The sequence below is a fragment of the Thiohalocapsa marina genome, from assembly GCF_008632335.1.
Taxonomy (GTDB): Bacteria; Pseudomonadota; Gammaproteobacteria; order Chromatiales; family Chromatiaceae; genus Thiohalocapsa; species Thiohalocapsa marina.
This window is the reverse complement of the sequence record NZ_VWXX01000046.1, coordinates 1-19,887: the sequence shown is the minus strand read 5'-3', so window position 1 is coordinate 19,887 and position 19,887 is coordinate 1. Positions and strand designations below refer to the sequence as shown.

At 60.1% G+C, this 19,887-nt stretch carries 15 protein-coding genes and 1 pseudogene; 13 read left to right on the top strand and 3 right to left on the bottom strand.

Annotated features, from left to right (window positions below; translation table 11 throughout):
• Positions 1 to 499: 499 nt before the first annotated feature.
• Positions 500 to 1,429, bottom strand: a complete 930-nt coding sequence (locus tag F2Q65_RS17890; RefSeq protein WP_150094770.1) for a J domain-containing protein — start codon at positions 1,427 to 1,429, stop codon at positions 500 to 502.
• A 361-nt stretch (positions 1,430 to 1,790) separates the two neighbouring features.
• Here F2Q65_RS17890 and F2Q65_RS20095 point away from each other — a divergent pair, with 361 nt between their 5' ends.
• The 4 genes from F2Q65_RS20095 (at position 1,791) to F2Q65_RS20470 (ending at position 3,753) form a co-directional block, all read left to right on the top strand.
• The gene (locus F2Q65_RS20095; protein ID WP_246156349.1) at positions 1,791 to 1,991 is read left to right on the top strand and encodes a hypothetical protein; all 201 of its coding nucleotides are present in this window, start codon (positions 1,791 to 1,793) and stop codon (positions 1,989 to 1,991) included.
• Positions 1,992 to 2,157: 166 nt separating this feature from the next.
• Complete coding sequence (locus F2Q65_RS20090; protein ID WP_246156348.1) at positions 2,158 to 2,673, top strand: protein kinase domain-containing protein; 516 nt, start codon at positions 2,158 to 2,160, stop codon at positions 2,671 to 2,673.
• A complete protein-coding gene (locus tag F2Q65_RS19765; protein WP_246156347.1) occupies positions 2,670 to 3,584 on the top strand; it encodes a formylglycine-generating enzyme family protein in 915 nt (304 codons plus the stop codon). Before F2Q65_RS20090 ends, F2Q65_RS19765 begins: the two co-directional genes overlap by 4 nt.
• Positions 3,535 to 3,753, top strand: a complete 219-nt coding sequence (locus tag F2Q65_RS20470; RefSeq protein WP_425473421.1) for an SUMF1/EgtB/PvdO family nonheme iron enzyme — start codon at positions 3,535 to 3,537, stop codon at positions 3,751 to 3,753. Before F2Q65_RS19765 ends, F2Q65_RS20470 begins: the two co-directional genes overlap by 50 nt.
• A 105-nt stretch (positions 3,754 to 3,858) precedes the next feature.
• Here F2Q65_RS20470 and F2Q65_RS20085 read toward each other — a convergent pair whose 3' ends face one another.
• Positions 3,859 to 5,139, bottom strand: a complete 1,281-nt coding sequence (locus F2Q65_RS20085) for a DUF4328 domain-containing protein (RefSeq protein WP_246156350.1) — start codon at positions 5,137 to 5,139, stop codon at positions 3,859 to 3,861.
• Positions 5,140 to 5,153: 14 nt separating this feature from the next.
• Entirely contained in the window at positions 5,154 to 6,047 is an 894-nt protein-coding gene (locus F2Q65_RS17875; RefSeq protein ID WP_246156346.1) for a serine/threonine-protein kinase, read from the bottom strand.
• A 431-nt stretch (positions 6,048 to 6,478) separates the two neighbouring features.
• Here F2Q65_RS17875 and F2Q65_RS17870 point away from each other — a divergent pair, with 431 nt between their 5' ends.
• The 9 genes and pseudogenes from F2Q65_RS17870 to F2Q65_RS17830 form a co-directional block, all read left to right on the top strand.
• On the top strand, positions 6,479 to 7,087 hold the full coding sequence (locus tag F2Q65_RS17870) for an FHA domain-containing protein (protein ID WP_150094769.1): 609 nt from the start codon (positions 6,479 to 6,481) through the stop codon (positions 7,085 to 7,087).
• A gap of 73 nt (positions 7,088 to 7,160) precedes the next feature.
• On the top strand, positions 7,161 to 9,392 hold the full coding sequence (locus F2Q65_RS17865; RefSeq protein ID WP_150094768.1) for a bifunctional serine/threonine-protein kinase/formylglycine-generating enzyme family protein: 2,232 nt from the start codon (positions 7,161 to 7,163) through the stop codon (positions 9,390 to 9,392).
• A gap of 736 nt (positions 9,393 to 10,128) precedes the next feature.
• On the top strand, positions 10,129 to 11,883 hold the full coding sequence (locus F2Q65_RS17860; RefSeq protein ID WP_150094767.1) for a protein kinase domain-containing protein: 1,755 nt from the start codon (positions 10,129 to 10,131) through the stop codon (positions 11,881 to 11,883).
• A gap of 218 nt (positions 11,884 to 12,101) precedes the next feature.
• Positions 12,102 to 13,991 (top strand): VWA domain-containing protein, encoded by a 1,890-nt coding sequence (locus F2Q65_RS17855; protein ID WP_170265802.1) that lies wholly within the window; start codon positions 12,102 to 12,104, stop codon positions 13,989 to 13,991.
• A gap of 11 nt (positions 13,992 to 14,002) precedes the next feature.
• Positions 14,003 to 15,280: a protein phosphatase 2C domain-containing protein gene (locus F2Q65_RS19760; protein ID WP_150094765.1), complete on the top strand. Its 1,278-nt coding sequence runs from the start codon at positions 14,003 to 14,005 to the stop codon at positions 15,278 to 15,280.
• 25 nt (positions 15,281 to 15,305) lie between these two features.
• Positions 15,306 to 15,722: an FHA domain-containing protein gene (locus tag F2Q65_RS19755; protein WP_211354086.1), complete on the top strand. Its 417-nt coding sequence runs from the start codon at positions 15,306 to 15,308 to the stop codon at positions 15,720 to 15,722.
• Entirely contained in the window at positions 15,719 to 16,504 is a 786-nt protein-coding gene (locus F2Q65_RS17840) for a MotA/TolQ/ExbB proton channel family protein (protein ID WP_150094763.1), read from the top strand. Before F2Q65_RS19755 ends, F2Q65_RS17840 begins: the two co-directional genes overlap by 4 nt.
• A 32-nt stretch (positions 16,505 to 16,536) precedes the next feature.
• Complete coding sequence (locus F2Q65_RS17835; RefSeq protein WP_150094762.1) at positions 16,537 to 19,209, top strand: serine/threonine-protein kinase; 2,673 nt, start codon at positions 16,537 to 16,539, stop codon at positions 19,207 to 19,209.
• Between the two features lie 319 nt (positions 19,210 to 19,528).
• A pseudogene (locus F2Q65_RS17830) lies at positions 19,529 to 19,887 on the top strand (protein kinase domain-containing protein); the annotation flags it as partial.

The following is a 19,887-nucleotide window of genomic DNA, read 5'->3' as shown; positions in this document are numbered from 1 at the left end:
TCGTCAGTGGAGGACCTGCAGGCCAAAATCGCCGACTTCATCGAGCATTTCAATAAGACAATGGCCAAGCCGTTTCGCTGGACCTACCAGGGTAAGCCCCTCAAGGCTTGAGGCATTCAAACGGTCTCGGGATTTCAAAACGAATGCACTAGGATGGTCGAAATAGAAATTCAGTGCTGGGTCTGAACCAGACAGCGTCGCGCTGCCGGCGAGTCAGCAGAGGGTTGGGTGGCTTTTGTGCTGCGGGCGAACTTCGACCTGGGATGCGTCCTGAGATTCTCCGCATCAGAGAGCAACTGCTGAAGGCTATTGTACAAGAGCATGGGTATGCCTCGTATTAGGCTCCAGCCTCAAGTGATTTATAGATGAGTGACGCTACATATCCGGGTCTGCGTCCGCTGCATATAATCGAAAGGGCAATAGACTTTTAAGGCGTCATTTCGTGGTGGCGTTTGAACAGAAAGTATTGGAGTAGTGTTCTCCATGAGGATATCACGTTTCAGAACTCTGATTCGGAAAGCCGATACGTTTCCATATTTCCGTGACTCACTTTGTATAAGGTCATGCTTAGATTGCTGTATTGGGTCCCACTATAGGTTCGGATCTCGTTGACTTCGAAGGGTTCGGAACGAGAAAGGCCGCCTGTTTCGAGATCACGATAGCGAATGTCATATCTTCCAGCGGTGACATTCTTCAAGGTAAAGCGACTGAAACCGGGAATAAAAAACTGACGCACCGGGTATGCGCTGGAACCACTCAGAGAAACGAGCTTCACGAAAACATCCGAGTCGTTTCGTGTGTTATCAATGGTTATGCTTGAGAGACCTTGATTGTGGAGGATCTGGTAACCGCTGACATAGCCGGCAGATGTAGGCCAAGGGAAACCATTCGGGGCAAGTTCGGGGCGAACATAAGCGGGGAGTACCGATCCAGGGCTTGCTCGCCGAGGCTCCGCGGTGTAAGGCAGGGGCCCGGACGGTGGTGGCCTCTGCTCCGTCAGAAAGTCGAGCGCGATCGCAAGGATCCATAGCGCGCCAAAGACGATGCCTAGGCCGAAGGCGTAAGAGAAAACAATCAGGATCAATCGCTTGGTGAAACCGACTAGAGCGCGGACAAACCTTGTAAAACCGTGTGGAGATCTTCGCTGATTGGTCGCTGCAGCATGAACCGGGGCGGTTGCCGCTGTATCGATCCGGTTACCGGACTCCTTCAGCGTGATCCAGTCATCGTGCTGCCGGCGCTTCACAGGATCCGAGAGGACGTCGTAAGAGGCGTTAATGATCGCCATGATTCTGGCTGCCTCTGGATTTCCCGAGTTGCGGTCTGGATGGAACCTTTGGGACAGGGTCTTATAGGCGGCACGGATGACTTCTGGCGGCGCATCTCTCGCAACCTTCAGGTTGTCATAATGGGTGTGCAAATGGGTCATCGACGTTGTCTCGTGCGCACCCGGTCATGGAGAAAACTGCGACGCGAGTGCGATTTCATTAAACCGAACACTTAATGGCAGAACATGGATTCACCGGGAATCCTGCGGATCGAAGCCAACCTTCGGGCGGGGAATGCAGGTACTGTTTTCAGCGATATGGTCAACATGATTTTGTGGACTTTTGCATCAGTCAGCATTGTTCCTGGCTCGTTACTTTCATTTTAGATCGGCTACCGTTAGGGTGGTGCGGTCTGTTTATGTGTGAGCTTCATTGCGGCGGAGCTTGATGTCACGTGGCCGCTGCGACAGGTAAAGGATATACTATGTTCGCTCAGCTGACACGAAGCAATGATTGGTGGTGATGGAAAAGCACCTGAGCAACCCGTGCCCGGGCTGTTTCGCGCACAAGGGCGGCGAGAATCAGTGCCCGCATTGTGGCTATGACGAGCATGCACCGCGTGGTCCGCTGGTCCTGCCCCATCGCACGATGCTGAATGGCCAGTTCCTGATCGGCCGCGTGCTTGGCAAGCTGGGTGGCTTCGGCTTTACCTATCTCGGTTAGGATCTGCAACTGCACACGCGCGTGGCGATTAAGGAATACCTGCCGCGGGAGCTGGCCGGGCGCAGCACTGACCAGGCCACGGTTGCCCCGCACAGTCGCGAGGAAGACGACCTGTTCCGCTATGGGCTGCAGCGGTTCCTGAGCGAGGCACGCACGCTCGCACAATTTGGAACATCCCAATATTGTGCGCGTGCGACACTTCGTCGTGGCCAACGGCACGGCCTACCTGGTGATGGACTACTACGTAGGGCTGTCACTGGCCGAATACCTCGATAAGCAGGGTGGACGTCTCGGCGAGGCTATCGCCACGCAACTGCTACTACCGATCCTCGATGGCCTGCGCGCAGTCCATGCCAAGGGGTTTTTGCACAGCGATTTGAAGCCGCAGAACATCTATCTCGCCAAGACCGATGCCGGTGGGGTGCGGCCGATCCTGCTCGACTGCGGTTCCGAACGCCAGTCCATGGGCGAGCGCAGCCGCTCGCTCTCGGTGCTGGTCAGCGCGGGCTATGCGCCGTTTAAGCAATATTCGCGTAAGGGTAAGCAAGGGCCTTGGACGGATATCTACGCGGCTGCGGCGGTCCTGTATCGAGCAGTGACGGGGGAGACGCCGCCAGAGGTCACTGAACGCATGACTGATGACGAGATCAAGCCAGTGCTTATGGTGCATCCGATGTCTTGAGCAGCGCATTAGCACAAGCCCTGTCTATCGCGCCAGAGATGCGTCCGCTGAGGGTAGTAGAGTTCCAAGTTTTGTTGCATCGTGAGGTAGGCGGAACGCAGAAACTGGCGCGGAACGTGTTAGTGACCGAGGTGCCAAATCAGTACAAAGGGCTAGCCAACCTTGATGCGGCGAAGGAAGAATCAAACAACAGCCTCGGTTCAGCCGTAATAGTAATTGCATTTATTGCCGCTACAGTATTGTTTTGGCTATATGGTAAAAGCTTACAAGAACAGCATATAGCACAAACTGCAGGCCCAGGTGCAGCAGTTGATTCAACAGAAGCGGTACCGAAGGAGGTGGGTGAAAAGTCTGTTGCATTGATAACGGAAATTACGGTCGAGCGCGAACGGCTAGAGGCATTTGAACCGAGACTCGTTGCTATCGATGGAGGCTGTTTTGCGATGGGTAGTCCGCTAAGCGAGTCGGATCGCCGTAACGACGAGCGACAGCACTGGGTCTGTGTAGATGATTTTGTGATTGGTAAGTATGAAGTGACCCAGGCGCAATGGGTTGCGGTGATGGGTAGTGATCCCTCCGGCTTCTCTGGCTGCGACGACTGCCCTGTGGAGAGCGTAAGCTTTAACGATGTGCAGAAATACATCAACAAGCTTAATTCCCGCACTGGGAGATATTATCGTTTGCCGACAGAGGCAGAGTGGGAATACGCAGCGCGTGCGGGAACGAAAACGGCGCGTCACTGGGGTAAAGGGATTGGTACAAACAATGCCCACTGTGATGGCTGTGGAAGTAATTTCGACGTGGACGGAACAGTAAGGGTCGGTTCTTTTCCGCCAAATCCATGGGGGCTTCACGATATGCTTGGGAACGTCCGGGACGTGGACCTGCTCGACTTACGATGCCAGCTATGATGGCGCGCAAACGCAATGCTTAGCAAATGATGATACCAGCTCTTGGGCGCTTCGCGGCGGCGCTTGGACCAACAGTTCGAATCGGGCGCGTTCTGCGAGTCGCAATGCTGGAACTGCCAGTAGCTGGAGTCAAGCACTTGGCTTTCGTCTCGCACAGGATTCGCTTTGATGTTGATTTGTTACTAACTGGAATTCAAGACTACACGCACCTTGGTCCCCCAAGTATGGGCAGATCGGTTTATTGAAAATCTGACAGGTATTGGTCCTGCGGTCACTACTCCAGCATCAACTGAAAGACAATAGCCGGCGAGGCCAGATAGAAACGAACGCCGGGGCGGAGCTCGCAGCGCTGAGCCGCCGGCAGGCGTCGGCCCTGCGCTTGGATCTGGCCCGGATAGGCAGCGCCAGTGGAATCCAAGACAAAGGTCCCGTTCGAGGAGCCGAGGTCCTGCAGGAAGAAGCATGCACGTGCTGCATCGTAGCCGATGAGTGCGTGGCGCTTGCTGATGGTGTCGACATCCGCCAGCACGACCTGCGATACGGCTGGGTCGCGACCGATCACAAGTGGACGGTCGCTCAACGGAACCGACAGACCCGCATAAGGACCGCTCATGCCCACCAATCGCGGGCGACGGGCAGCGACCGGTTTGGAGCTACCGTCCGCCGCTGACATCCGCGCTTGGGAGGGCTGGCTCTCGCTGATGGAGATCTGTGGTTCGCCCCTTTGCTGTGCATGGGCGTCTTGCAATGCTTGGATGCGATCGATGATGCGCGCCAGCATGACGCTGAGCGCGACGGTCATCAGGTCGGAGAGCAGCCTAAGCACATTCGCGGCGAGCAGGTCGCCGATCCCTTGAGCTTGGGTGAGCAGGTTCAGTTCGCCGTACTGAACCAAACCTGAGATCAGCCAAACGGCCCACCACCAGCCAAGCAACGGTGGCACGCGCGCTGTGCGCCAGTCAGCGGGCTTGCTGCTCGCCCGCCAGATCTCGGCCATGGCTTGATAGGGCTTCCAGAGATTGGCGATGGGGATGAAGTACCAACCGATCGACCAGCCGGGCGTGAATGCCATGCCGCCCGCGCCCAGTCGACGGGCACAGGCATTCGCCCGGTAGATCCATCGCAGGATCAAGATGGCGGTGATCAGAAAGATGAGGCTGCCGCCCAGCTCGACCAGGGATTGCCAACCGGCCGTCCCGTCAATGACCGCTTGCCACAGTTCATCGCCGTTGCGATCCGCGTTGGACAGACTGGCAAGCGTCTGGTGATCGATCCAACCTGAAATGGCTGCGAGCGTGAAGATCGCCGCTTGGGCATACAGCCATGCCTTGGTCCATGCCGACAAGGCAGCCAAGCGTGGCTGACCCTGAGTGGCTTGTATGGCAGCGGTCTGCGCCGGCTTGGCCGATTGCGGCCGGCTTCTTTCTGGCGATGCCGAGTCGGACGCCTCGTCGCGCGATTGCACCGGCGGCGCGCTGCGGCCAGGTTCGGGCGGCGGTGGGCGCAATAGGGCTTGGAACGCATCGACGCGCTGCGGCCGTCCCTCGGGCTGCACAGCCAACGCCTGGCTCAGGGCAACGCGCTCAGGCGCTGGGACACGCCGAAGGCGCTTGCGGGCCTGAGATCGTCCTGCGTCAAGCGCGATGAGGCATCCGGCGGCACCTCTCCCGTGACGGCCTGATACAGCACGGCGGCGGCTGAATAGATGTCGGTCCACGGTCCCTGCCGACCGCGCCGGTGATATTGCTCGAACGGCGCATACCCTTCGCTCACGACAATCGAGAGCGAGCGGCTGCGCTCGCCCATGGCCTGACGCGCGGCACCGAAGTCGAGCAGAATCGGTCTCACCCCGCCCGCGTCAGCCCTGGCCAGGTAGAGGTTGGCGGGCTTGAGGTCGCGATGCAGGAAGCCCTTGGCGTGCACCGCGCGCAGGCCGTCCAGAATCGGCATGAGCAGCTCAATGGCGGTCTGCTCGGGCAGGCGTCCGCCCTGTTGCTCCAGATATTCGGCCAAGGACAGGCCGTCGTAGTAATCCATCACCAGGTACGCGGTCGCGTTCGCCTCGAAGAACTGTCGCACCCGCACGATGTTTGGATGATCCAATTGTGCGAGCGTGCGTGCCTCGAGCAGGAACTGCTCAAGGCCATAACGGAACAGCTCGCCATCCTCGCGCGAATGCGCCGCGACCGTGATGTGGTCCGTATCACGCCCGGCCAGGTCCCTCGGCAGATACTCCTTGATCGCAACCCGCGTCGCCAGGCGCTCGTCCCAGCCCAGGTAGGTAATGCCGAATCCGCCGGGCTTACCGAGGATTCGACCGAGGCGGAACTGGTCATTCAGCCGGGTACCAGGCGACAGCGCCAAAGGACTCCGCGGCATCTCCGGGTCGTAACTACAGTGGGGGCAGACCGCCTGTCTGCCTATCGAGGCAAAACATGCCGGACACTGGTTTGCGGTGCTCATCGGGCTGACTCCCGCTCTATGCCGTGTGCGTCTATCCTTTCTAAGCGCATATTAGCCCGGAATCCGAGTCGCTTCCCCAACGCAATCCGCTTGACCGGAGCAAAAATGTATCGAGATCACGGCGCAAGGTGTGCGTTCTGTCATAATGCTTGCGGGTGGTCTCCACGCCGTCAGTCGGCGATCGCACCTCACGACAGCCATCAAAGCGCTGGCGTCAGTGCTCGTCGTTTTGTTCATTCAGGCACTTACGATCCAGGCGATCAGGTGCAAGTGGATTTCACACCCCGAGCTTGATCCGATGACTCTAGCACGTCGCCAGTCAGGCGTGTATCTTCGCAGAGGTTGATGCGCTTCGAACCTGTAGCCGAAGCTGGTCGGAGAGATCCGGGCCGGTCGCACGAATGCAGACAATTTAGTAGCCGAGGTGTGCCATGGATGCCGTCTTCTGTAAGAACGGTCACAGTTACGATCCTGAGAAATATTCCAGCTGCCCTTACTGCGGGGTCCAGGTCGAGCTTGGCTCGACCAGGCCCTATGGCGGCGGCGCCACGGCCGGTGCCGAGCGTCCACCGGCGCAGGCAGATGCAACCCGGGCGGAGCGAACGCCGACGCCGAAGTACCGCCCCGGGGCGGAGGGCGAGACGGTCCATGTCTGGAAAAAGCGCATGGGTGGCATCGATCCGGTGGTCGGCTGGCTCGTCTGCGTCGAGGGTCCGGATCGCGGCCGCGACTTCCGCATCCATACCGAGCGCAACACCATCGGTCGCTCCGCAATCATGGACATCGCCATCACCGGTGACGAGGCCATCAGCCGCGAGAACCACGCGATCCTGAGCTACAATCCGCGCCGGCATACCTTCCGCATCGCCCCTGGCGACGGGCGCGGGCTCGCGTATCTCAATGATGAGGAGGTCATCAGTCCGGTCGAACTCAAGCCGTATGACCGCATCGAGATCGGCGAGAGCACACTGCTGTTCATTCCATTCTGTGGCGAGCAGTTCGCCTGGCCGGTCGAGTCCAAGGCTGAGCCTTCCGACTGACGGGCACAGGGGGCTGTCGTCTTTTGTCGCTCCAGAACGATTGTGAATAGGGCAAGCCCCGGCATCCTGGCGTATGACTGATCCCAACCTCAACCACCTTTGCCCCGGCTGCTTCGTCGACAAGGGCTCGCAGAATCCGTGCCCGCACTGCGGCTACGACGAGGCCACCCCGCGGGGTCCGCTGGTGCTGCCACATCGGAGCTTGCTCAACGGCCAGTTCCTGATCGGGCGCGTACTCGGCAAGCCGGGCGGTTTTGGCATCACCTATCTTGCCTGGGATCAGCAGCTGCACACCCGTGTGGCGATCAAGGAATACCTGCCGCGGGATCTAGCCGGACGCGGGGTCGATCAGAGCACGGCCGCGGCGCACTCAGGCGAGGATGCCGAGCTGTTTCGCTTTGGTCTGGAGCAATTCCTGCAGGAGGCCCGCACGCTAGCGCAGTTGGATCATCCCAACATCGTGCGCGTGCGCCAGTTCTTCGAGGCCAACGGCACCGCCTATCTGGTGATGGACTACTACGAAGGGGTGTCCTTTGCCGAGTACCTGGAGCAGTACGGCGGGCGGCTCACCGAGGCCACTGCCACGCAGCTGCTGCTGCCGATCCTCGACGGGCTGCGCGCGGTGCATGCCAAGGGCTTTCTGCACCGCGACGTGAAGCCGCAGAACATCTATCTGGCCAAGACCGACACGGGTGGCGTGCGCCCGATCCTGCTCGACTTCGGTGCCGCGCGCCAAGCCATGGGCGAGCGCAGCCGCTCGCTCTCGGTGGTCGTCAGTGCTGGCTATGCCCCGTTCGAGCAATACCACCGCAAGGGCAAGCAGGGGCCATGGACCGACGTCTACGCGGCCGCCGCCGTGCTCTATCGGGCCGTGACCGGGGAAACCCCAGCGGAGGCCAATGAGCGCGTTGCGGAAGACGACCTCAAGCCCGCCAGCGTCTTCGGCGTCTCGCCTACCCTGAGCGCTGCACTCAGCGCGGCGTTGGCCTTGGCCCCCGAGGCCCGGCCGCAGAGCGTGCCAGCGTTTCAGGCGCAGCTGCGGGGGGAGCCGCGCTCGGCGCCCGCGAGCCGTGACTCCCTAACGGCAACCGATCCAGCATTGGCTGGCACCTCGTCAACGCCATCGGCAGAATCGCCAAGGTCGGCGAAGGCCGCGCCCCACCCGAGCAGGGGACCGCGCTGGTGGCTGATCCCGATCCTGGGGCTGCCGCTGTTGGCCTTGCTCGGTGTCGGGATCTGGTGGTCTGAGCAATCGCGGATTGTTTCACCCCCTGACAACGCGTCGACGGCAGAGCCGGTCGCGCGTCGCGCATTGCCGCCGGCCCCGCCGGCGCCGCCCGTCGCGCCAGCGGCACCCCAAGGCTACCTGCAGGTCAGCATCAGCGGTGCCGCGGCCGAGGTCACGGTAGACGGACGCCGCGTGGGTCGCGCCGGCCCCGGTGAGCCGCTGAATCTCGGGCAGGGGCTGGCGGTCGGTGAGGTCGAGGTGGGCGTCAGCGCCGCTGGCTACCACGCGCAGCAGCGACGCCTTCGCATCCGCGAGAACGCCTGGACGCAGGTGCAATTCCACCTCGCGGCCGAGCCGTCGCCGCGGCTCGCCTTCGAGCCCGAGTTGGTGGCGATCGAGGGCGGTTGCTTCCAGATGGGCAGTCCCGCGAGCGAGGCCGAACGCGACGATGATGAGCGCCAGCACCGCGTGTGCGTGGAGGACTTCGCGATCGGGCGCTACGAAGTCACCCAGGCCCAATGGGAGGCCGTGATGGGCAGCAACCCGTCGGGATTTGCCGGTTGCGCCAACTGTCCTGTAGAGCAGGTTTCCTGGAATGATGTCCAGGATTATCTCGACAAGCTCAACGCGCGCACCGGCAATCGCTATCGGCTGCCGACTGAGGCAGAGTGGGAGTATGCCGCACGGGCCGGGACCACGACGCCGTTCTGGAGTGGGGGTTGCATCAACACCGAGCAGGCAAACTACAACGGGGAATATGACTACGACGACTGTGGGGCCAAGACAGGCGTCTATCGTCAGAAGAAGACGCTGCCGGTGGGTAGTCTCCAGGCCAATCCTTGGGGGCTGTACGACGTGGCGGGCAATGTCTACGAGTGGACCTGTTCGGTCTATGACAGCGGTTATGGTGGTGCCGAGCAGCGCTGCGCACGCAAGAATGATGCCGGCTCCCGGGCGCTCCGGGGCGGCTCCTGGGACGACAAGCCGCTGAGGGTGCGGTCCGCCAACCGCAACAGGACCACAGCGGTCACCCGGGACGACTCCATCGGTTTCCGTCTGGCCCAGGATTCCCTTTAGTGTGTTCTCTTTTTCCCTTTACCGCGGGTCCGAAGTAGGAGGTGGAACCGAAGGTCCACAAGCGGAGCAGGATGGGCGGCCTTTTGGAGCCACCAAATCGCGATGTTTTAGCCCCCGCGGCCGCTGGGGTCGCCAACGTGACCGCCGTGCGCCAAGCCGAGCAGCGGAGCGCTTTGCCCATCGCCGACTGGGGTTGCCTGCATCCGGGCGTCGGCTGCGCGAGCCAGCGCATGCGTTAAAGTCTACGACGGGTTAGACCAAGACGACACCTGACGGCTTCGGGGCAGCTCTTGGAACAACCAACCGCCCCGGGTGCGGCCCACCAACCGCGCAACAGGAACACAGCGGACAACCGGAACGACAACATCGGCTTCAGTGTCGCCTAGTCTACCCGTGCTCAGCCGTAGCCGCCGTTTCAGTGGAAACTGTGGGCGTGCCCACGGAAATCTATGAGCCCGCCTCCAGTGCCGCCCGCCATTGTGAGCGGGATCGACCATGCCAAGCACGCCGATAGCCTCGGCCTGCGCCGGCGTATATACGTCGACGCCCTCTTCGGCCGTTGAGGCAGGTTCGAGCACACTCGACCTCTGGATGTCACACGGTTATCGATACGTTACACTCTTGCCATCACAAACGGATAGCAGGGTGGCCGGTGGATCCCCAGCCTGCCGCAGCGACATCGAACCGTGCCCGGCGGCGATCCCCGCCCTTGGTATGAGCAGAAGAGGAACTTTCCATGACGAACGCCGCGCCGCTTTGTCCCGGTTGCTTTGTCGACAAGGGCACGCAGAACCCTTGCGCCTACTGCGGCTACGACGAGGCCGCCCCGCGCAGTCCGCTGGTATTGCCGCATCGAACACTGCTGAATGGCCAGTTTCTGATCGGGCGCGTGCTCGGCAAGCCCGGCGGTTTTGGCATCACCTATCTTGCCTGGGATCAGCAGCTGCACACCCGTGTGGCGATCAAGGAATACCTGCCTCGAGAGCTTGCCGGGCGCGGGGTGGGCCAGAGCACGGTCGCGGCGCATTCGGGCGAGGATGCCGAACTGTTCCGCTTCGGTCTGGAGCAATTCCTGCAGGAAGCCCGCACCCTGGCCCAGCTCGATCATCCCAACGTCGTGCGGGTGCGCCACTTCTTCGAGGCCAACGGCACCGCCTACCTGGTGATGGACTACTACGAGGGCCTGTCCTTTGCCGAGTATCTGGAGCAGCAAGGCGGACGGGTGCCGGAAGAGACGGCCGTCCAGTTGATGCTGCCGATCCTGGATGGACTGCGCGCGGTGCATGCCAAGGGCTTCCTGCACCGTGATGTGAAGCCGCAGAACATCTACCTTGCCAAGACCGATGCCGGCGGGGTGCGCCCGATCCTGCTTGACTTCGGCGCGGCTCGCCAGGCGATGGGTGAGCGCAGCCGATCGATGTCGGTCGTGATCAGCGCGGGGTATGCCCCGTTCGAGCAGTACTCGCGCAAGGGCAAGCAAGGGCCATGGACCGACATCTACGCAGCTGCGGCGGTGCTGTACCAAGCAGTAACCGGCGTGGTGCCGCCGGAAGCCACGGACCGAATCATGGACGACGAGCTCAAGCCGGCAACCGGCTTCGGCATTTCCCAACGGTTGAGCGATGCTCTGAGTGCAGCATTGGCAGTGGCCCCAGAGGCCCGTGCTCAAAACGTGCAGGCATTTCAGATGGCATTGAGACATCCAGGGTCGGGATCGACCAGGCCAGTCGAGATGCCAGACACCAGCGCGTCAACGCCGGCACAGACGGCACATGCGCAAGAGCATCCGCCAAAGGACAACATCCCGAAGAAATCGAAGGGGGGTTGCTTACTTCCAAGTGTGTTACTGGTGTCGCTGATATTAGTAGCGTTATTCGCTTTCTTTCTGACACCCCAAGAGCAAGAGCAAAAACGCGCCATCCCCTCAGGCGGGCCTAATGGAGATCGCAATCCGAACGCGACCGTTACCCTGGAAGATGATCTTGATATTTCGCCGCTGACCTTGATTGCGGGTCGCTATCGCGACATGGGCGACGGCACCGTCATGGATATTGAGACAGGGTTGCAATGGATGCGATGTGCGCTTGGACAGAACTGGAGTCAGTCGACCTGTTTAGGCGAAGCCAAGGGATTCGACTGGGACGCCGCGCTCGCGGCAGCCGATTCACTGAACCGTTCCGGTGGCTACGCAGGCTCTCGGGACTGGCGGGTGCCGACTATTGGTGAACTGCAGGGGCTGAGGTATTGCAAGGACCAGACCGGAGGGCCTGGGGTCTGGCTCAACGACGAATCGACTTGCGAGGGAGATGTTGCGCGTCCGACGATTGAGACAAGGGCTTTTCCAGAGACCCCGAATTGGTGGTTCTGGTCTTCGTCGCCGTATGCCGGCACTTCGTACGGCGCGTGGTACGTCAATTTCGGCTATGGCTACGTCGGCAACGACGATAAGAGCCTTCAGGGATACGTTCGTTTAGTGCGCGGCGGACAGTGACTTTGTTTTTTGAGCGACCGTTAAATGATTCCTGGATAACGTGTTGCCGACGGCATCCCTAAGCACTTCGGATTGTCGATTGATCGCGATGACCTGAGTTCCCTGTTGGCTGAGGTCTTTGTCAGCAGGCGCGGAGTTTCTTCGATTCTGATGACATTGAATTGCTGTGCTAATCGACGATGGCACTTCGTACTTCAGTTGCGGATGTCGTCCCAGTCGTGACCTCAGCTTCCTCAAGCGTCACGGCGACTTCCAGCCCCAGATGGGCGGGATTTGCAACTGATACGGTTCAAACTAAAAACAGCCTGGGCTGTGCGATGTTGGAGACTTCCACGATGATGAGTCGAGCTAGACAGGCAAGTCGGCATGACGCGATGACGAACGCGGCCGACGAGAACAATTCGACGGGACCCTCTCTGTCGGATGCCCGCTTGCAAGGGCTTCCGCGGTCGTTTTTCTCGGGGCTGTTTTCCGTTTTGCTCTTGGTCTCGGCAGGCGCCGTTGCATCCCCGTCAATGGTCCAGGTGTCGCAAGTCGTTGCCGAGCAGCCGCGGGTGGTCGCCTATGTGGCGGTTCGCGATGAGGCCGGACAGGCGGTCGAAGGCATCGAACCGGCCCGAATGCAGGCCACCGTCGGCGCTACCGTCACATCCGTGAGCGCATTGACACCCTTCCCCAATACGAGTGAGGGGGTGGCCTACCTGTTTGCCGTCGATGTCTCCCGTTCCATTGTCGGGGAGCGCTTCGAGCAGATGAAGACGGCGTTGCGGGACTGGATTCAAGCACTGAAGCCCGAGGATCAGGCGGGCCTGATCACCTTCGGTTCGAGCGTGCAGACGCAGGCAGCCTTGACGGCCGACCGCGATATGCTGAAGACGGCAGTCGATGCGCTCGCGCCCACCGACCAGCAGACGCAGTTACATGCGGCTCTGATGCGCGGGTTGGACCTGAGTCAGCAGCGTGCCGAGGGCCTGCCCGTGCGACGCGCGCTGGTGCTGCTGAGCGACGGATTGAATGACGACCCCGGCGGCGTGTCGGCCGATGAGGTGCTGGCGCGGATGGGCGAGGGCTCGGTGCCGATCTACGCCATCGGCTTCAGCGCCGTGCTCGATCGCGCCCAGCGCGAGGCGGGGCTGACGGCGCTTGGCAGATTCGCCAGGCAATCCGGCGGCCTCTTGATCGATGCCGGCAGCGGTGATCCCGCCGCAGCCCTGCACTCGGCCCGGGAGCGGATTCGGGTAGTCTATCGGGCCGAGCTCGACTGTTCGGAGTGTACATGGGACGGCAATCGCTATCGGGTCCAGGTGACGCTGACCGGCGACGGACTGACGCTGAGCGACGGCATGGACGCTCGATTGTTCCCGGCGCCCGCCGCGGCGAGACCAGAGCCGCCGAGCGCTGAGACCGTACCTGAGGCTATCGAGGCCGAGTCGGAATCCGCCGGGTCTGCAACGGATGCCCCGCGAGATGAGTCCCCGGTTGCCGAGGGCACGGCGCCTGATGCGGCTGAGCCGACCGAGCCCGCAGACAGCGTGGCGAACTGGCAACGCTGGTGGCTGCCTGCCACTGGCGCCGGCGTTGCGCTCCTGCTGCTGCTCGTTCTGATCCTGGTGCTGAGAAAGCGCCGTCGGCGGGCCTCCGAGGCCGCTCAGGAAGCGCCGGCATCGCTCGAAGACGCGGTGCCGCAGACGGACCAGACCGCTCCGGAGACGATTCGCCAGCCAGCGCCCGCGCCCGAGGACTCGCCGGCGACGGCGAGACCCACATCAGTCGGGCAACCGCCTCAGCCGACGCAGATCGTGCACCTGACTGGGATGAGCAAGCTCAACCGCGGGCAAGATTACGCCCTGGCGTTACCGCCTGATGCGGTGCTTGGGCGTCGGCCGGACTGCACCCTGTCGTTGCCCCAGGACGATCTCGTCTCCGGTCGACACGCCCGACTGACGCTGGAAGGCCGACGGGTGCTGGTCGCGGACCTCGGCTCGACCAACCAGACTTTCCTGAACGGCGTTGCGGTGCATGCGCCGCATCCCCTCTCGGATGGCGACGTGCTGCGGATCGGCCAGAGCGAGTTTCGCGTGCGGCTGACAGCCGATAGCCTGGTCTGAGGAGCGCGGCGATGAATCTCTCACCAGGTAATGCCCAGTGGATTGGCCAGCGCAGTGAGCAGCAGGATGCCTTCGGCTTCGTCGGCTTCGAGCAGGCCTATTTCAGGAGCCATGCGGGCGTGTTGGCCGTTGTCGCCGACGGCATGGGAGGACTCTACAACGGTCACGAGGCGAGTCGACGGGCCTTGCAGGTGATGCTGGATGCCTACCGCGACAAGCGTCCCGATGAATCGATTCCGGATGCCCTTGTGCGGTGTCTCGCGGGTGCGAACAGCGCCGTCCATGCGCTTGCGCAGGACAGCGACGGTGAGGGCAACGTCGGGACCACCCTCGTTGCCGCCGCCGTCCGGGACGGGCAGCTGTTTTGGGTGTCAGCGGGCGATAGCCGGTTATATCTCTACCGCCAGGCGGACGGCTCGCTGACGCAGTGCACGCAAGATCACAGTTACGGCAACGAGCTGATGCCGCGGGTCTCTTCGGGCGAGATGACGCGCGAGGAGGTTGAGCGTCATCCCGATCGGGATGCGCTGACCAGCTTTCTCGGCCTTTCCGAGGTGCCGAAGGTGGACCGTAATCTGCGCCCGGTGCAGATCGATCAAGGCGATCGCCTCTTGCTGTGCAGTGACGGGGTCTACGGCGTCCTGAGCGAGGACGAGCTGAAGGGTGCTCTCAGACTGGGCGCCCAGGCAGCGGCTGATGCGCTGGTCGCCTTGATCCAGCAAAAAAGGCTACCGAGACAGGACAATGCCACGGTCGCGATCCTGGCGGTACAAGGTGACTCGGCGTCGCCCAAGAGCGTCGAGCCTGAGACCCGGCGACTCCACCCAGGCAAGCCGCGGCGGCGTAGGCGTCCTGTGCTCGTCCTGCTGGGCCTGCTCCTGCTAGTCATGCTCGTGGTCTTGGCCGTGCTTTGGTTCCGGGGCGATCTACCATTGCCTTGGCGCGGCGCTGCCGATGTTTCGCATGACGCAGTTCATGCGTCGGAAAGAACCCCGGCGGCATCGGTCGGGCCAACGCCTGATGCCCGCGACCGAGACGCGCTGCCTGTCAGTGACGACCCCAAGACCCCTGCCCCCTTCGCTGGCAGTGCTGCATCAAGTCCGCAGGCGAAAGAGCCAGCGACATTGCCGCCCGAAGCCAGGAGTGAGCCCGAGCCCGAGGCTCAAGCCAGGTCGGCAGAGAACGACGCCGGCGATAGGGACCCTGTGGCGGAGCCGCAGCGCGAGGGGAGCCTTCAGTCAGCGGGGTCCGCTGCTGAGGCCCCTGGCAGCGAAAGCCCACGCGAATGAAAACGACTGTGCTTTCGGGCTGAACATGAATGACCAAACGCGAAAGTTCTCCATCGGCCGGGACCGCACCTGCGATATCCCGGTGGCCGACGAGTCGGTCAGCGGCCGGCATGCCGAGCTGACGTTTCTAGACGGCGGCAAGCTCTTGCTCACTGACTGCAACAGCACCAACGGAACGCGACTGTTGTTGTCCGACGGGCGCGAGCAGCGCATTCGCCATGAATTCGTCTCGCCGATGGATCGCGTCAAGCTCGGCGGCGTGGTGTTGTCGATCAAGGACCTGCTGGAGGCGCTGCGGCTGAAGTATCCGCAATTCGGTAGCCAGTTTCCCGGTGCGGAGCGACCGCCGGCTGAGCCTCCGGTACAAGGCCGCCAGCTCGTGCGCTGCGTCTGCGGCCTCATCAAGCCGGCAGGCAAGCCCTGCCCGGGCTGTGGCCGATGAACGTTCTCTGGTACCAACCCAATCGGCTGCTGATCCTGTTCATCGCCCTCCTGTTGGGCGCTACGTTCATCGGGGTGCTGACGCTCCTGCTCGCGCCCGGCACGCCGGCCGCACAGTTGTTGCTCGACTATCAAGAAACGCCTCTGCCCAGCTCGCCCTTCGTTTATCCCTACACCGTGCAGAACCTGATGCACCTGATCCTGTTCGCGGGCCTTGGGGAGATCTACTGCCGTTGGCGAACCGCGGTGCGTGAGCACGCCATGCTCGGGGAACAGATGCTGCCGGAGGCCTACGAGGTGGTCTTGCAGGCACATGATCTGCCCGCCATTCGCAGTCGGGTCGCCGATCGGCACGCGGGCGGAACGGGCTTTCTGCCGAGTCTGGTGGACCTTTGCATCCTGCAGTTCCTGGCGAGCCGGTCGGTGGATCAAACGGTCACCGTTATGAACAGCAGTCTGGAGCTGATGGCGCATCGTGTCGATCTGCGCTACGCCATCCTGCGCTACATCGCCTGGCTGATCCCGACCATCGGCTTCATCGGTACGATCATCGGCATTTCTCTGGCCATGGCACTGATCGATCCCGAGGCCGCCTCGCAGGATCTGGGCAAGATCGCGCAGAGTCTCGGTATCGCCTTCTACACCACGCTGGTCGCCTTGGTGCAAAGCGCCATCCTGGTGCTGTTGCTGAACCTGGTGCAGGCGCAAGAGGAGCTCGCGCTGAATCAGGCGGGCGAATACACCCTCAAGAACTTGATCAATCGGTTATACGTGGCTGGCTAGCGTGTCAGCGGCGCGAACAAGAGGTGCAGGTCATGATGGAAAAGGCGCCGGAACAACTCTGCCCGGGCTGCTTTGCAGCGAAGGGAAATCAGAATCCTTGCCCGCACTGCGGCTACGACGAGCAGGCTCCGCGCGGGCCGCTGGTACTGCACCATCGCGAGCTACTGAATGCCCAATACTTGGTGGGGCGCGTGCTCGGCAAGCCAGGCGGTTTCGGCATTACTTATCTCGGGTGGGACCTCAAGCTGCAGACCCGCGTGGCCATAAAGGAGTATCTGCCGCGGGATCTGGCCGGGCGCGGGACCGACCAGAGCACGGTCGCCGCACATTCGGGCGAGGATGCCGAGCTGTTCCGCTTCGGCCTGGAGCAATTTTTGCGTGAGGCGAGGACGCTTGCGCAACTGGATCATCCCAACATCGTGCGAGTGCGCCAGTTCTTCGAGGCCAATGAGACGGCCTATCTGGTGATGGACTACTACGACGGTCTGTCCTTAGAGGAGTATCTGGAACAGCAAGGCGGTCGTATTCAGGAAGAGGCTGCGATTCAACTCATGCTGCCGATACTGGACGGCCTTAGAGCGGTGCATGCCAAGGGGTTCCTACACCGCGATGTGAAGCCGCAAAACATCTATTTGGCCAAGACCGACACCGGCGGCGTACGACCGATCCTCTTGGATTTCGGCGCTGCCCGCCAAGCCATGGGCGAGCGCAGCCGGTCTATGTCGGTTGTGGTCAGCGCGGGCTATGCCCCGTTTGAGCAATATCACAGGAAGGGCAAGCAAGGCCCCTGGACGGACATCTATTCGGTCGCGGCAGTGTTATACCGTGCAGTTACAGGCTCCGTGCCACTCGATGCTGCGGAGCGCCAAGCTCACGATGACTTGCAGCGAGCGACTGCCTACGGCATCTCACTGAAATTGAGCCAATGCTTGGCTAAAGCCTTGTCGATCGTTCCAGACGAACGCCCACGAAGCATCCAGTCGTTTCAGACTGCTTTGCGTGACGGGTCCGCTGCGATGACAAATGGGACCAGTCGACAAGAGGAATCTAATGCAAAAGACGCCTTAGCGAGCAGCGGATCTTCTGGAAGTGACAAAATACTAAATTTCAAACCTAGCAAGTTAGTTTCCAGTCGACATGCAATAATTTTTGCTACTCTTCTTTTCGCAGCAGTGGTATCAATTCTTGCATTATCATTTCGACAAGAACTTTCCGAAGAGTTCACCTCTCTGCGTCTTGAAAAGGCTGCCGACGCCTACGCTGAAGGCGACTATGAATCAGCCTATTCAATTGTGTCGCAGCTTGCGCAAAAAGATAATCCAGACGCCATCAGCCTGCTAAGTGAAATGTATTACTATGGTGACGTGGTGGAGAAAAATTTGCCAGAGGCAATTAAGTTGAAAAGGAAGGCATACGAGCTAGGCCTCTTGGATGAAGCAGGACCCTTAGGATGGTTCTTGATACTCAGCGGTAACTTTGCCGAGGGCCGGTACTACAGTGAGATCGCCTACGAAAGAGACCCAGCAGGCTATCCTTGGATCATCAATCTAGGTCATACCCACTTCCTGCAAGGGGATAGTGATAATGCAAGATCTTGGTATGAGAAAGCCATACCAATGATTCCGGATGAAGATACCCTGTTGAATAATGCTCTTGTCGATTTCGATATCTTTATCGAAAATGGATGGAATAGAGAAGCAAGTATTAAAGAAAAGACTTGGATGAGAACTTTTTGGTATAAAAAAGCAGCGGAAAAAGGTGATTCGGCAGCCCAAAACGGCCTCGGTTTAATGTACGACGAGGGGGTTGGTGTTCCGATGAATGATGCTGAGGCGGTTAAATGGTATCTGAAAGCAGCCGAGCAGGGGCACCCCATTGCACAATTTAACCTGGCTCAGATGTATGAGCATGGTGAAGGAACTCCAAAATCGCAAGCCGATGCTGACCATTGGTATAAACAATCGTTGCTCAGCTTCAAAACATTAGCCGCTGAGGGCAACGCTTCTGCAGAGAATATGGTCGGAGAAATGTACTTAGAAGGTTTAGGTGTCAATAAAGACGTTGGAAAAGCGTTGCAGTGGTTCCGCAAGGCCGCTGATAAGGGCTCTCCTGAAGCACAACTTAATATCGGCTACATCTACGATTTAGGTCTAGTCGGCGTTGAGGATGATTTGGAAGCCGTCAGATGGTATAGAAAAGCGGCCGATCAAGAATATCCAGAAGCGGAAAATATGCTCGGCAGAATGTACCAAGAGGGTGAGGGTGTTGAGCAGGACATGTCTGCAGCAGTCTCTTGGTTTCGCAAGGCGGCAGAAAAAAATCTAGCAGTCGCTCAGTATAATCTTGGGTTGTGTTATCAGGAAGGATCGGGTGTAGAAGCCGATTCCGAATCAGCTGTGGATTGGTATCGTAAGGCAGCAGAGCAAGGAATTCCCAATGCAGAAAATATGCTCGGCCGAATGTACCAAGAGGGTGAGGGTGTTGAGCAAGATTTGTTTGAAGCGGTTTCGTGGTTTCGCAAGGCGGCAGAGAAGGACTTTGCATACGCTCAATACAATCTTGGACTCTCGTACCAAGACGGTCTTGGCGTTGATAAAGACATAGATAAGGCGATTTATTGGTATAGGAAATCCGCGAATAATGGCGACGAAGATGCAGCGGCTGCCTTGGATGCGTTCAATGACGATCAAAATATTTGGAAGTGAGAAAGTAGACGTGGGGAGATTTTTTTGTTGCGTAGACTGATTGCGGCGGGAAGAAGAGATGGCCGTTGATATAGCCTTGCTGAATCTCAAGAATTCCAAAGATATCGACGATTTCTAAATAGATTTTTTTAGCTCAAAAACTTTGTGTAACCTAGTATTATATTCTGCTTTTACATGTTTGAGCGCATTTTATAGGCAAGACGCCCTGATGTTGGATTCAAAATCGAATCAGCTTTGTCCGGGCTGCTTTGCAACGAAAGAAATTCAGAATCCTTGCTCGCACTGCGAGTATGACGAGGCCGCCGCGCGGGGCCCGCTGATGCTGCCCCATCGCGCGCTGCTCAACGGCCAGTTTCTGATCGGTCGCGTGCTCGGCAAGCCGGGCGGCTTCGGCATCACCTACCTCGGCTGGGATCAGCAGCTGCACACCCGTGTGGCGATCAAGGAATATCTGCCGCGTGATCTGGCCGGTCGTGGGGTCGATCAGAGCACGGTCGTGGCGCATTCCGGCGATGACGCCGAACTGTTTCGCTTCGGTCTGGAGCAGTTCGTGCGCGAGGCCCGCACCCTGGCCCAGCTCGATCATCCCAACATCGTGCGCGTGCGCCAGTTCTTCGAGGCCAACGGCACGGCCTATCTGGTGATGGACTACTACGAGGGCCTGTCCTTCGCCGAGTA

What these genes read in the sequence shown, in the direction of transcription:
- F2Q65_RS20095 (WP_246156349.1), top strand. Translation starts at nt 1,791, where the DNA reads ATGGAAAAGCACCTGAGCAACCCGTGCCCGGGCTGTTTCGCGCACAAG.
- F2Q65_RS17875 (WP_246156346.1), bottom strand. Translation starts at nt 6,047, where the DNA reads ATGAGCACCGCAAACCAGTGTCCGGCATGTTTTGCCTCGATAGGCAGA.
- F2Q65_RS17865 (WP_150094768.1), top strand. Translation starts at nt 7,161, where the DNA reads ATGACTGATCCCAACCTCAACCACCTTTGCCCCGGCTGCTTCGTCGAC.
- F2Q65_RS19760 (WP_150094765.1), top strand. Translation starts at nt 14,003, where the DNA reads ATGAATCTCTCACCAGGTAATGCCCAGTGGATTGGCCAGCGCAGTGAG.
- F2Q65_RS17835 (WP_150094762.1), top strand. Translation starts at nt 16,537, where the DNA reads ATGATGGAAAAGGCGCCGGAACAACTCTGCCCGGGCTGCTTTGCAGCG.
- F2Q65_RS17860 (WP_150094767.1), top strand. Translation starts at nt 10,129, where the DNA reads ATGACGAACGCCGCGCCGCTTTGTCCCGGTTGCTTTGTCGACAAGGGC.
- F2Q65_RS17890 (WP_150094770.1), bottom strand. Translation starts at nt 1,429, where the DNA reads ATGACCCATTTGCACACCCATTATGACAACCTGAAGGTTGCGAGAGAT.
- F2Q65_RS19755 (WP_211354086.1), top strand. Translation starts at nt 15,306, where the DNA reads ATGAATGACCAAACGCGAAAGTTCTCCATCGGCCGGGACCGCACCTGC.
- F2Q65_RS17870 (WP_150094769.1), top strand. Translation starts at nt 6,479, where the DNA reads ATGGATGCCGTCTTCTGTAAGAACGGTCACAGTTACGATCCTGAGAAA.
- F2Q65_RS17840 (WP_150094763.1), top strand. Translation starts at nt 15,719, where the DNA reads ATGAACGTTCTCTGGTACCAACCCAATCGGCTGCTGATCCTGTTCATC.